Source organism: Pseudomonas sp. RIT288 (assembly GCF_000631985.1).
In the GTDB taxonomy this organism is placed as follows: Bacteria; Pseudomonadota; Gammaproteobacteria; order Pseudomonadales; family Pseudomonadaceae; genus Aquipseudomonas.
The window spans coordinates 61,075-73,383 of record NZ_JFYN01000008.1 but is presented as its reverse complement, the minus strand read 5'-3'; the positions used below and the strand labels follow the sequence as shown (position 1 = coordinate 73,383).

The 12,309-nt window shown below is 59.9% G+C and carries 15 protein-coding genes; 7 read left to right on the top strand and 8 right to left on the bottom strand.

From position 1 onward, the window contains the following. Positions 1-136 precede the first annotated feature (136 nt). Positions 137-1,120 carry an acrylyl-CoA reductase (NADPH) gene (acuI, locus tag BW33_RS09385; RefSeq protein ID WP_047598535.1) on the top strand — a complete coding sequence of 328 codons (984 nt, stop codon included), beginning with the start codon at positions 137-139 and terminating at the stop codon, positions 1,118-1,120. A gap of 78 nt (positions 1,121-1,198) precedes the next feature. On the opposite strand, the gene ada is transcribed toward acuI, so the two are convergent. The 4 genes from ada to BW33_RS09370 all read right to left on the bottom strand — a co-directional run bounded on the left by ada (position 1,199) and on the right by BW33_RS09370 (position 3,584). Next, entirely contained in the window at positions 1,199-2,266 is a 1,068-nt protein-coding gene (ada, locus tag BW33_RS09380; protein ID WP_047598533.1) for a bifunctional DNA-binding transcriptional regulator/O6-methylguanine-DNA methyltransferase Ada, read from the bottom strand. A gap of 86 nt (positions 2,267-2,352) precedes the next feature. Further along, positions 2,353-3,018, bottom strand: coding sequence for a DNA oxidative demethylase AlkB (gene alkB / locus BW33_RS09375; protein WP_047598644.1), 666 nt, complete (start codon positions 3,016-3,018; stop codon positions 2,353-2,355). Positions 3,019-3,080: 62 nt separating this feature from the next. After that, complete coding sequence (locus tag BW33_RS29950) at positions 3,081-3,251, bottom strand: hypothetical protein (RefSeq protein ID WP_177327471.1); 171 nt, start codon at positions 3,249-3,251, stop codon at positions 3,081-3,083. 30 nt (positions 3,252-3,281) lie between these two features. Next, on the bottom strand, positions 3,282-3,584 hold the full coding sequence (locus BW33_RS09370; protein WP_024164475.1) for a DUF1883 domain-containing protein: 303 nt from the start codon (positions 3,582-3,584) through the stop codon (positions 3,282-3,284). A gap of 212 nt (positions 3,585-3,796) precedes the next feature. On the opposite strand from BW33_RS09370, the gene BW33_RS09365 reads away from it, so the two are divergent. Further along, the gene (locus tag BW33_RS09365) at positions 3,797-4,153 is read left to right on the top strand and encodes a hypothetical protein (protein WP_027612690.1); all 357 of its coding nucleotides are present in this window, start codon (positions 3,797-3,799) and stop codon (positions 4,151-4,153) included. A 72-nt stretch (positions 4,154-4,225) separates the two neighbouring features. Beyond that, positions 4,226-4,456: a hypothetical protein gene (locus tag BW33_RS09360; protein ID WP_027612691.1), complete on the top strand. Its 231-nt coding sequence runs from the start codon at positions 4,226-4,228 to the stop codon at positions 4,454-4,456. A gap of 3 nt (positions 4,457-4,459) precedes the next feature. Here the strand turns inward: BW33_RS09360 and BW33_RS09355 are convergent, their stop codons facing one another. Further along, positions 4,460-4,747 carry a hypothetical protein gene (locus BW33_RS09355; RefSeq protein ID WP_007964655.1) on the bottom strand — a complete coding sequence of 96 codons (288 nt, stop codon included), beginning with the start codon at positions 4,745-4,747 and terminating at the stop codon, positions 4,460-4,462. Between the two features lie 151 nt (positions 4,748-4,898). After that, positions 4,899-5,084, bottom strand: coding sequence for a hypothetical protein (locus tag BW33_RS09350; protein WP_007964653.1), 186 nt, complete (start codon positions 5,082-5,084; stop codon positions 4,899-4,901). Between the two features lie 258 nt (positions 5,085-5,342). Here BW33_RS09350 and galU point away from each other — a divergent pair, with 258 nt between their 5' ends. Further along, positions 5,343-6,182, top strand: coding sequence for a UTP--glucose-1-phosphate uridylyltransferase GalU (galU, locus tag BW33_RS09345; RefSeq protein ID WP_007912230.1), 840 nt, complete (start codon positions 5,343-5,345; stop codon positions 6,180-6,182). Positions 6,183-6,524: 342 nt separating this feature from the next. Here galU and BW33_RS09340 read toward each other — a convergent pair whose 3' ends face one another. Next, positions 6,525-8,273, bottom strand: a complete 1,749-nt coding sequence (locus BW33_RS09340) for a phosphoethanolamine transferase CptA (protein ID WP_047598532.1) — start codon at positions 8,271-8,273, stop codon at positions 6,525-6,527. A gap of 199 nt (positions 8,274-8,472) precedes the next feature. Then, positions 8,473-8,655 carry a DUF6026 family protein gene (locus BW33_RS09335; protein WP_003225385.1) on the bottom strand — a complete coding sequence of 61 codons (183 nt, stop codon included), beginning with the start codon at positions 8,653-8,655 and terminating at the stop codon, positions 8,473-8,475. Between the two features lie 274 nt (positions 8,656-8,929). Between BW33_RS09335 and gnd the strand changes: the two genes are divergently transcribed. From gnd to BW33_RS09320, 3 genes are read left to right on the top strand one after another with little or no spacing between them, the layout of a single operon-like run. Beyond that, the gene (gene gnd / locus BW33_RS09330) at positions 8,930-9,910 is read left to right on the top strand and encodes a phosphogluconate dehydrogenase (NAD(+)-dependent, decarboxylating) (protein ID WP_047598530.1); all 981 of its coding nucleotides are present in this window, start codon (positions 8,930-8,932) and stop codon (positions 9,908-9,910) included. Continuing rightward, positions 9,907-11,430: a glucose-6-phosphate dehydrogenase gene (zwf, locus tag BW33_RS09325; RefSeq protein ID WP_047598529.1), complete on the top strand. Its 1,524-nt coding sequence runs from the start codon at positions 9,907-9,909 to the stop codon at positions 11,428-11,430. Before gnd ends, zwf begins: the two co-directional genes overlap by 4 nt. Then, the gene (locus BW33_RS09320; RefSeq protein WP_047598528.1) at positions 11,427-12,233 is read left to right on the top strand and encodes a Cof-type HAD-IIB family hydrolase; all 807 of its coding nucleotides are present in this window, start codon (positions 11,427-11,429) and stop codon (positions 12,231-12,233) included. Before zwf ends, BW33_RS09320 begins: the two co-directional genes overlap by 4 nt. The last annotated feature ends 76 nt before the right edge of the window (positions 12,234-12,309 follow it).

Below are 12,309 nucleotides of genomic sequence, written 5' to 3'. Positions count from 1 at the left end.
CCGTCGAAAAAGCATAGCCGCCCGTTTCATAATTACTGGGCGGATTTGCGCATTGGCGCAAAGTCGAGTGGGGCAATGTGTTGCTTTGTGTTATTTCAGGGCACGAGGATTTGAACCCATTGATTGAGAGGCAGCCATGTTCAACGGCATTTTGATCGACAAAGACGACAGCGGATATCGCGCCAGCCTGCAGCAGATCAGCGAAGCGCAGCTACCCGAAGGCGACGTGACGGTGAAGGTCGCCTACAGCACACTGAACTTCAAGGACGGTCTGGCGATTACCGGCAGCAGCCCGGTGGTGCGCAAGTTTCCGATGGTGCCGGGGATTGATCTGGCCGGCACGGTCGAAGTCAGTTCGCATCCCAACTACCAGGCCGGTGACCAGGTGCTGCTCAACGGCTGGGGTGTGGGCGAGAGTCACTGGGGCGGTTTGGCGCAAAAGGCGCGGCTCAATGGCGACTGGCTGATTCCGTTGCCCAAAGCCTTCACTGCGGCGCAAGCCATGGCCATTGGCACCGCCGGCTACACGGCGATGCTGTGCATTCTGGCGCTGGAGCGTAACGGCGTGACTCCGGATCAGGGCGAAGTGCTGGTGACCGGGGCCAATGGCGGAGTGGGCAGTTTCGCCATCGCCTTGCTCAGCCAGCTCGGTTATCGCGTGGTGGCGTCCACCGGCCGGGTGTCCGAGCATGAGTACCTCAAGCAACTGGGCGCCAGCGAGATCATCGACCGCGCAACCTTGTCGGAACCGGGCAAACCGCTGGCCAAGGAACGCTGGGCTGCAGTGATCGATTCGGTCGGCAGTCACACCTTGGCCAACGCCTGTGCCAGCACCCGCGCCGAAGGCACGGTGGCGGCCTGCGGTCTGGCCCAGGGCATGGATTTTCCGGCGTCGGTGGCGCCGTTCATTCTACGCGGCGTGACGTTGGCCGGGATCAACAGCGTGACCCAGCCCAAGGCGCGGCGGATTGAGGCCTGGACGCGTCTGGCCAAGGATCTGGACTTCGCCCTGTTGCCCTTGATCAGCCATGAAATCGCGCTGAGCGAAGCCATCGACGCGGCGCCGAAACTGCTTGCCGGACAGCTGCGCGGCAGGGTTGTGGTCGACGTCAATCGCTGACAGCGCAAGCACCATTGCGACCCGGTGTGGAGCTGGTTTCAGCGAATGGCAAGCCGAGAGCATTCCCGGCAAGATTCGCTAAGGCTGGGTTTCGCGCTCCAGCAACTGGCGCTTGCGCTCCACACCCCAACGATACCCCGAGAGATTGCCATCGCTGCGCACCACGCGATGGCAAGGGATTGCCACGGCCAGACGGTTGGCGCCGCAGGCCTGCGCCACGGCGCGCATGGAGGTCGGTGCGCCAATGCGTTGGGCGATTTCGGCGTAACTGGCGGTGCGGCCCGCCGGGATTTCCCGCAGTGCCTGCCACACCCGTTCCTGAAACGCGGTACCGCGCACATCCAGTGGTAAATCCAGGCCCAGCGCCGGGGCTTCGATGAAACCTACCACCTTGGCAATCAGTTGCTCGAATCCGGCGTCGGCACCAATCAGGTTTGCGTTGCGGAACTGATCCTGCAGGTCGCAGACCAGTTGATGCGGATCGTCACCCATCAGAATCGCGCACACTCCGCGTTCGCTTTGCGCCACCAGAATCGCCCCGAGCGAGCATTGGCCAACGGCAAAATGAATGTCGTTGTTGCGACCGGCAGCTCGGTAGTCACCGGGTTTCATCCCCAGCACCTGGTCGGCCGACTCGTAAAAACGGCTGTTGGAATTGAAGCCCGCGTCGTACAGCGCATCGGTCACCGAGCCGCCATCCGCGAGCCGTTCCCGCACCCGGCGCGAGCGCTGCGCCGCCGCGTAACCCTTGGGCGTCAGGCCGGTTGCGGCCTTGAATATGCGGTGAAAATGGAAAGGACTGAGGCCGGCGGATTCGGCGAGTTCATTGAGCGTGGGCGCAGTTTCGCAAGACTCGATCTGCCGACAGGCGTTTGCCACGGTCGCAGCGTGCTGGCTGGCAACGGCCGTCTGATCCTTGCTTGTACGTTTGCTCGGCCGATACCCGGCAGCTTCGGCAGCTTCCGCGCTATCGAAAAACTCGACGTTCTGCGGCTTGGGCAATCGCGAAAGACTGCTGGGGCGGCAATAGATGCCGGTGGTTTTCACCGCATAGACAAACTGCCCGTCGGCCTGTGGATCGCGCGCAACGACGGCAGCCCAGCGTGGATCGGTTTCGACATTGTGGATGGGCGACAGCTTTTTCATGGCAAGTAGTCCGTTGACCTGTTTGATTCAGGTTAACCAGCGACGATCCTGGCAACACTCCGGGCCTTGCGGTCAAATTTTTCTGATCACCCGGCGACACGCAAGGTCAGGTTGATCCGACGTTCGCCCAGGCGCGGATGTTGGCCTGGCTTGATCGGCAGCACCCCGTGAAAACGCAAGCGATCGACCCCGCCCCAGACCACCATGTCGCCGTGCAGCAGAGGAATGCGCTGGCTCTTGTCGCTGCGGGAAAACCCACCGAACAGGAACATCGCCGGCAGGCCCAGAGACAGCGAGACGATCGGCGCGGCGTAGGCATTTTCGTCTTTGTCCTGATGCAAAGACATCTTCGCGCCGGGGACATATTGGTTGATCAGGCAGGAGTCGGCGTGGAAGTCGGCAAACCCTGCGCGTTGCGCCGCTGCCTGCGCCAGCTCGGACAGCATCTCAGGCATGGCTGGCCAAGGTTTTCCGGTCAGCGGATCCACAGCGCTATAGCGATAACCGCTGCGGTCGGTGATCCAGCCCAGCGCGCCGCAACTGCTGGTGCCCACCGACATGCTGAAGCCACCCGGGGTCATCATGTGGCGTAACGGCGCTGCGGCGAGAATGCCATCCAGCGCTGGCAACAGTTTATCGATCACCGGCAGGGCGAAGCCGCGCAACACCCAGGATTGCTCGCCGATCTGTTCATCGCGGGGCTGTTGTTCGAGGGCGTCGTCGGCAAACAGATCGAGGGTGGTCGGGTGCATGGCGGTCATTGAACCTCGTGACAGACAGTGCCAAGGGTATGCCGTTTCTCCCCGGTTGGCACTTAGAGCGCTTTGCTGACGGCGATATCGCTGATCTCGTCTTGGGTCTGGCCGTGAATGGCGTCCAGTGCGGCCTTGGCCTCTTCGACGGTGCCGTTTTCCAGCTGTGCGAATTCGAAGCGGCGTTCGCCATTGAGCTTGTATTTGATGACGTATTTGGTCGTTTGGGCCACGGTCGTGCTTACCTTTGCGTTAGGGGCGACTCAGCTCAGTTTGGAGCTGGAGCGGCGGATGATCTTGATCGAGTGAGTCAGGGTCGGTTTGCGCGTGACGCTGATGGCGCGGCGGTTGACGGTATCGATGGTGATGTTCCAGAAACCGGTGCTCGGTGCGGTGATGCGCGCGGGAAACGTGTCGAAGGCGCCGCCGTGGTAGGTGTGGCGGCCGCCGTTCTTGAACGCACGGAAGTTGGCGTCGTTCATCAAGCGGATGTTGCAGGTTTGCGAGCATTGGATGACGACGATGTCGTCTTCGTTGAGGTGCTCGCGCTGGTGAATGAATTTCATGGGCGCCTCCAGAAGGGCTTTTTCTACTAAATCAAAACGATAGCATGTGCGATTGGCGCAGTTTATCAGCCCGAACGGGTTATTATCCCGCCGTCGGGCGCTGCTTTGACAATTAAAAACAGTTATTCGCGATTCCATGCGGGTTTAATGGAGTAAGCCTCGGAGAAAAATGGCATTACTGCTGTCCGAGGGTCTTTATGGGAGGTATTTGTATGAAGTGGGGTGTGGTGTGTCTGCCGTTGATGTTGGTCGTGGGTGGTTGCGCGAGTGTTTCCGAAATCAACGAAACGTTGCCCACCATGAGCGTGATTTCCGGCAAGAAACCCCATGAGTATGCTCAGTGCCTGGCCGACAAGCTTGCCAACAGCCGAGGCGCGCTGCAGATGCAGCCGCACAAGGATGGCGTGCGAGTGATTGTTCCCGGGAAATTTTCCACCGGCGCGGCTGCGGTGTTTGATATCGAAGACCGCTCCGGCGGCAGCAGCATCAAGCTGCATGAGCGGATGTCCAATGTGCCGGTTCGTCCCCGTGACGTGCAAAACGCCGCCAATGCGTGTATTTCCGGCTGATAGAATAGCGCTCATCAGCACCGATGCCGTCACAGTCATGCTGTGACGGCATTTTCATTTCTGGAGTCGCGCATGAAGCGAGAGCAAGTACGGGAACGGCATGCAGAGGGCCTTATCTCTGCCACGCATGTGATTCAAAATCCGGCGAACTCGGGTGAGTGGATCGTGTTTTTCAAGAAGAGCGCCGGTCGCAGCTATTTTCTGGTGGACGATAACGACGAAGTCGAATCCTTCGCCCGGCTCGACGACCTGATCGAGATCGTGCGCGGGCTCGGGATCAAGTTCGCCGAGATCCACATGTAGGGTCTATTTGCAGACCACCACCACACTGCGATTCTTGTAGTTGCCGACATCGACCCCCAGGGTCTTGTCGCTTTCCTTGGGCGCCGGCGTGCCGTCGGTACCGACGATGCGATAACCGGTGCCGGCGCAGGAGGCGTCAGCCTTTTCGTAGCAAGTGGCCCAGGAGTTGGCTTCCCCGGAGCAGTCGATGCTCAAGCCCTGTTCGCCGTTGTTCAGGTAGGTGGTTTCCGAGGTGGCACAGCCACCAAGGGCCAATACCGCGATCAGCGGCAGCATTCTGTTCATGTTCATAAGTGTGTCGTCTTCAGCGAGGGAGGGGCTAAACGCTCTGACAGCGCCAGCATGAAATGGTTATAGCGATTGGCCACTTGTTTTCATCGGGCTGCGAGCGGCGACAAAAAAGCCCTGCACAAGGGCAGGGCTCGGCGTGTGTCGCAACCGATCAGTCCTGATCTTTGCCACGGCGTTTGGACGACGCAGGGGTGTCAGTGAACACCGACGCTACATCAGTCGCCAGCTGCTCGCTGTCGAACGGACCGGCGATGTGTTCGCCATTGGTCGTGGTCAGGTTCCACTTGCCGTCTTTCTTGTCGATCACATACCCGTTGATGATTTTTACCGCGGCCATCTATCTGTCTCGTTCGCTGGTTCAAAGGCGCCATGATACCGACAAATCCTCACATTGGGGGATGATGAGCGTATGGTGATGCAGCGCATTTGCGTGTTTGAGCTACTCTGTTTTCGCGGGTCGAAGTCGCCAACGGAACTATCGGCGAGAATATTTCTCTATGTTGGCATCGGTTAGCCAGTGCGGGGCATTGTAAGGTGCACGCCGCCTGATTAGACTGCGCCGAAACTCGTACACACAGCCCTTTCAAGGACTTATATGATCAAGAAATGCTTGTTCCCAGCAGCCGGTTACGGTACTCGCTTCCTGCCAGCGACTAAAGCCATGCCCAAAGAAATGCTGCCGGTGGTAAACAAGCCACTGATCCAGTACGGCGTTGAAGAAGCTCTGGACGCTGGCCTGACTGAAATCTCGATCGTGACCGGTCGTGGCAAGCGCGCTCTGGAAGACCACTTCGACATCAGCTACGAGCTGGAAAACCAGATCAAAGGCACCGACAAGGAGAAATACCTGGTCGGCATCCGCAAGCTGCTGGACGAGTGCTCGTTCTCCTACACCCGTCAGACCGAAATGAAAGGCCTGGGCCACGCGATTCTCACCGGTCGCCCGCTGATCGGTGACGAGCCGTTCGCCGTGGTGCTGGCGGACGACCTGTGCGTCAACCTCGAAGGCGACGGCGTACTGACCCAGATGGTCAAGCTGTACAAGCAGTTCCGCTGCTCGATCATCGCCATTCAGGAAGTCGATCCGCAGGAAACCAGCAAGTACGGCGTGATCGCCGGCGAGATGATCCGCGACGACATCTACCGCGTACACAGCATGGTCGAGAAGCCAAAGCCGGAAGACGCGCCGTCGAACCTGGCGATCATCGGTCGTTACATTCTGACTCCGGACATCTTCGACCTGATCGAACAGACCGAACCAGGCAAGGGCGGTGAAATCCAGATCACCGACGCCCTGATGAAGCAGGCCCAGAACGGCTGCGTCATGGCCTACAAGTTCAAGGGCAAGCGTTTTGACTGCGGTGGCGCTGAAGGCTACATCGAAGCGACCAACTTCTGCTTCGAGAACTTCTACAAGACCGGCAAGGCTTACTGATAACGCCGGTTCTGCAACGTGAAGGGTGTGAAAGCACCCAAGCGAATGCCCCCACAAACGCCCCGACTTGTTCGGGGCGTTTGTTTTTGTGCTGGAAAAATCCTTGAGCCCGGCGGCGCGATTCGCTGACGCGCTCTGAGCGCGCTGGCTGCTTTTTCAAGGAGGAGGGGGCGTGCGAGCATGCTGGCCGCTCCGATTTCCCGCAGGCGGCACAGCAGAGCCCCTTAAAAGCGGGCAACCTGTCCGCCCAGAACGAAAAAAGCTCCGCATCTTGCGATACGGAGCTTTTTCTTCAGGCGTTACACCGGTTGCAATCTCTCGAAGCCGGCGTCTTCCAAGTGGTTACTGTTGCACGACATTCGCAGCGGTGGGGTCGACCTTTTTCGGCTTCATCAGGCTGAAGTCGATCAAGGCGCGCTGGTCGCGTTCGTACGGGTTGCCGATCATCAGCGGGCGCGGTTTGAAGCTGTCGCTGACCAGGCTCTTGCTGCGGTCCAGTTCATCGAAACTCAAACCGGCCATGTCCGCCCAGGTGTGGATCAGGTGTGAGCTGCTGTACGGCCGGCCCAGGTCGGCGGCGAAGTTCCAGTCATGGTTCTCGCGCCATTTCGGCGAAGCCCAGGCCATGAACGGAATGGTGTACATCGGCGCGGTCGGTTTGTTCTCGTTACGGCCCAAAGTGTTGTGGCCGGCGGAGTCGAACACGTCTTCACCGTGGTCGGAGAGGTACAGCAGGAAACCGTTCGGATCGGACTTGGCGTAGTCCTTGATCAGGCTCGACACCACGAAATCGTTGTACAGCACGGCGTTGTCGTAGCTGTTGTAGGTCGGCACCTGATCGTCACGCACACCGGCCGGCACTCCGGTACGGTCCTGGAACTTGTCGAAGGTCGGCGGATAGCGGTACTGGTAGCTCATGTGAGTACCGAGCAGGTGCACGACGATCAGCTTGCGCTGCGCCGGGTCGGTCAGCGCCTTGTTGAACGGCTCGATCACGTCGCCGTCGTACTGCGCGGCGTTCTGGTTGCGGTTGTTGTTCAGGTACACCTGCTCGTCGGCCTGTTCGGAGAAGGTCGTGAGCATGGTGTTGCGCTTGGTCATGGTCTGCTGGTTGGTGATCCAGAAGGTCTTGTAACCGGCCTGTTTCATCATGCTGACCAGCGACGGCGTGGACAGGTACAGATCAGGGTTTTCTTCGTCGGCGAAGGTCAGGACCTGCTGCAGCGCTTCAATGGTGTAAGGGCGCGGGGTGATGACGTTGTCGAACACCGCGAGCTGATCCTTGAGCTTGTCCAGCTCAGGTGTGGTCTTGCGTCCATAGCCGTACAGGCTCATGCGCTGACGGTTGGTCGACTCGCCGATCACCAGCACCAGGGTCGACGGTTTATCGGCGTCGGCAACTTTCAGGTTATGCAGCGGCGGAACCTTGCTCGCGCTGTGCAGCATGTCTTGCATGCCGGCCAGGGTGTCGAGGTAACGGTGGTAGGCCACCGCCATCTGCCAAGGCACGGCTGGCTCGATACGGTCTTCGAACTTCTCGAAACCGCCGGCGAAACTGCCGGTGCGTTGGGTCTGCTTGATCAGCGGGTAGCCGACCACGGCAACCAGAATCGCCAGAGCGGCCACGAATGCGCGGCCTCGGGGCATGTACACCGGGCGCAGGCGTGTCCACAGGAAGTAGGCGAAAGCGGTGTGAGCGAGGAATGCCGGAACCATCCACCAGGCGAAGTACTGCGTCATGTATTCGCCGGCTTCAGAGATGTTCGACTCGAACATGATGAAGATGACGCTTTGCGAGAATTCCTGCTGATAGATGAAGAAATAGCCCAGGCTGGCCATCGAGCAAGCCCACAGGACTACGCCGATCAGCGCGGCCAGCAGTTTGGTGCGCTTGGGGAACGCCAGCATCGGGGCGAGCCACAGCGCACTCATCACGAAGGCCTGACGGAAACCGCTGAAACCGGAAGTGCCGGTCAGCTGAATCAACAGTTGGGTGATGCCCGAGAAATACCAGAAGAAAGCGAACAGCCAGAGAACCCCGGCCCAGTCGAAACCTGTCGCAGTCGTTTTGCTGCGTTTGAACAATGCCATTCAGCACTCCAGCTCATCGTCACTAACCACCGCCGGAACACTACATGAAACCGACGAACGGAAGCCGCGCGCAAACGCACGGCCAGAATGGGCCGGAGTATCACCAAGGCAATGTGAAAACTTCGTTAGTTGCTGATCAGGGGCAGGGAAGCATCATGTCGGGAACGACAGGCGCCGTTCCCGAAGCAGGCGGGGCAGGTCAGGCGTGCGGATTGCGCTGGACAACCGGCAGAGGTTTGGGCTGAGCGCCCTGAGTCAGCGAGCGCAGCTGCGCCAGCTCCTGCTTCAACTGGTCGCGCTCGTCTTTCAACTGGCGCAATTCATCGCGACGGATCGTGACGTACAGGGTTTGTGGCGGCATTGCTGTGTGTACTGTGCCCATTGCTCACCTCGCAAATGGCGTGTCTCAACTGCAAATCGTCCCCGCGTCGGGGCTACTGACTTGCTATCGGCGCCAATTTTGATTTCTTTTGCCCATGAATGGAACTTTTTTATTTTTCATGGTCGGTGTGTCTTCGGCAGGATTCGGGGCGTTATCACTCTGGATCGGGCACAATGCCCGGAAACTTCATCGCAACGCTCTGGACTAACCTCCATCAGTCGCGTTGGGCTATAACCAATGACACACATTTATTTGTAGTAAGGAGCATCAGCACATGCAACTCGGGATTATTGGACTGGGCCGCATGGGCGGCAATATTGCGCGACGTCTGATGCTCAACGGTCATACCACCGTTGTTTACGACCGCAATACCGCTTTCATCGATAACCTGGTCGCCGAGGGCTCCACCGGCGTTGCTGACCTGCCCGCTCTGGTGGCAGGCCTGGCCAAGCCACGTGCCGTATGGGTCATGCTGCCGGCCGGCGCGCCGACCGAAGACACCATCAACACTCTGAGCGACTTGCTGGAAGCCGGTGACACCATCATCGACGGCGGCAACACCAACTATAAGGATGACATCCGCCGCGCCAAGACTCTGTCGGAGAAGGGCCTGCACTACATCGACGTCGGCACCTCCGGCGGCGTCTGGGGCCTGGAGCGCGGCTACTGCATGATGATCGGCGGTGACGCCGAGACCGTGAACCGTCTGGACCCGCTGTTCGCTGCGCTGGCACCGGGCATGGGCAACATTCCGCGCACCAAGGATCGCAAGTCCGAGGATTCCCGTGCCGAGCACGGCTACATTCACGCCGGTCCTGCCGGTGCCGGGCACTTCGTGAAGATGATTCACAACGGCATCGAGTACGGCATGATGGCCGCGTTCGCCGAAGGCTTCGACATCCTCAAGACCAAGTCCAGCGAGCGTCTGCCGGAAGATCAGCGTTTCGACCTGAACGTTGCCGACATCGCCGAAGTCTGGCGCCGTGGCAGCGTGGTGTCCTCATGGCTGCTCGACCTGACCGCCGACGCACTGGCCAGCGACCCGAAACTCGACGGCTTCTCCGGTTCGGTGGCTGACAGCGGCGAAGGTCAATGGACCATCGAAGCGGCCATGGAGCAGGCGGTGCCGGTTCCGGTGCTGTCCAACTCGCTGTTCTCGCGCTACCGCTCGCGCGGTCAAGGCACTTTTGGCGACAAGATTCTCTCGGCCCAGCGCTTCGGCTTCGGCGGCCACGTGGAGACACCGAAGAAATGACCCATACGATCCGCAGAAAATCCAAGGCAGAACCCGCACCACCGACCACGCTGTTTTTGTTCGGTGCCCACGGCGACCTGGTCAAGCGCTTGCTGATGCCGGCGCTGTACAACCTCAGTCGCGACGGCTTGCTTGACGAGAATCTGCGGATCGTCGGCGTTGATCACAACGCCATTACCGATGAGGCCTTCGCGCAAAAACTCGAAGACTTCATCCGTACCGAAGTGGCGGCGAAAGTCGGCAAGGGCGATCAGATGCTTGATCCGGCCTTGTGGGCCAAGCTTGCCAAAGGTATCAGCTACGTCCAGGGCGACTTCCTGGACGACAGCACTTATTCCGCGCTGGCGGCAAAAATTGCCGACAGCGGCACTGGCAATGCGGTGTTCTACCTGGCCACCGCGCCACGTTTCTTCAGTGAAGTGGTACGCCGTCTCGGCGCGGCCAAGTTGCTGGAGGAAACCCCCGAAGCATTCAGAAGGGTGGTGATCGAGAAGCCGTTCGGCTCCGACCTGCAAACCGCCGAAGCGTTGAACGCCTGTCTGCTCAAGGTGATGTCCGAGAAACAGATCTATCGGATCGACCATTATCTGGGCAAGGAAACCGTGCAGAACATTCTGGTCAGCCGGTTCTCCAACAGCCTGTTCGAAGCATTCTGGAACAACCATTACATCGACCACGTGCAAATCACTGCCGCCGAAACCGTCGGCGTCGAAACCCGTGGCAGTTTTTACGAGCACACCGGTGCGCTGCGTGACATGGTGCCCAATCACCTGTTCCAGTTGCTGGCGATGGTCGCCATGGAGCCGCCGGCCGCGTTCGGCGCTGACGCCGTGCGCGGCGAGAAGGCCAAGGTGGTTGGCGCGATCCGCCCATGGAGCGTTGAAGAGGCACGAGCCAATTCGGTACGTGGTCAGTACCGCGCCGGCGAGGTCGATGGCAAAGCGTTGAATGGCTATCGGCAGGAAGCCAACGTAGCGCCTGACAGCAACACTGAAACCTACGTCGCGCTGAAGGTGATGATCGACAACTGGCGCTGGGTCGGGGTGCCGTTCTACTTGCGCACCGGCAAGCGTATGAGCGTGCGCGACACCGAGATCGTCATCTGCTTCAAACCGGCGCCGTACGCGCAGTTCCGGGATACCGAAGTCGACGAGTTGCAGCCGACCTATCTGCGCATCCAGATCCAGCCCAACGAAGGCATGTGGTTCGACCTGCTGGCCAAGCGGCCGGGGCCGGCGTTGAACATGGCCAACATCGAGCTGGGGTTTGCCTACAAGGACTTCTTCGAGATGCAGCCGTCCACCGGCTACGAAACGCTGATCTACGACTGCCTGACCGGCGACCAGACGCTGTTCCAGCGCGCCGACAACATCGAGAACGGCTGGCGCGCGGTGCAACCGTTCCTCGATGCCTGGCAACAGGATGCGAGTGTGCAGACTTACGCTGCCGGGGAAGACGGCCCGCAAGCCGCCAATGATCTGCTGACTCGCGATGGTCGCGTCTGGCATGGTCTGGGATGAGTGACTCGATCCGCTTTTTACTGAGTGACATGGACGGCACGCTGTTGCTGCCCGATCACAGCCTGAGCCAGCGCACCATCGATGCCGTTCGTTCGCTGCGTGAGGCCGGCGTGTTGTTCAGCCTGGCCACCGGGCGCCCACCCAAAGCCATGTTGCAGCAGATCGAAGCCTTGGGCGTCGATCTGCCGACCGCCGCCTTCAATGGCGGCACCATCGTCAATCCGGATGGCAGCCTGTTGGTGGCGCATTACCTGCCGGTGCCGACCGCACTGATTGCCCTGGCGTTGTTCGCTGACCAGCCGGATGTGGAGATCTGGGTGTTCAGCGGTGGCGACTGGTTGCTCAAGGATCCGCACGGGCCGATGGTGCCGCGCGAACAACACGGCCTCGGTTATCCGCCGGTGGTGGTCGAGAGTTTCGAGCCGTACCTGGAGCGCATCGACAAGATCGTCGCCACCAGTAACAACACCGATCTGCTGATCGAGCTTGAGGCGCGCCTGTTGGCCAAGGTCAGCGGCATGGCTCAGGTTTCTCGTTCGCAACCGGTGTATCTGGACGTGACAGCGCTGGAGGCCAACAAGGGCACCGCACTGGCGACGATTGCCGCGCACCTTGATATCCCGCTGGCGCAGACCGCAGCGATTGGCGATGGCGGCAACGACCCGGCGATGTTCCATTGCGCGGGATTGTCGATTGCCATGGGGCAGGCGGAAGAGGCGGTGAAGCGCCAGGCCGATGTGGTGACTGCGCCGAACACCGACGACGGCGTGGCGCAGGCGATCGAGAAGTACATCCTCCAGTAACACCTGTAGGAGCTGCCGCAGGCTGCGATCTTTTGATCTTGTTTTTATGCAGCAAGATCAAACGATCGCAGCCTTC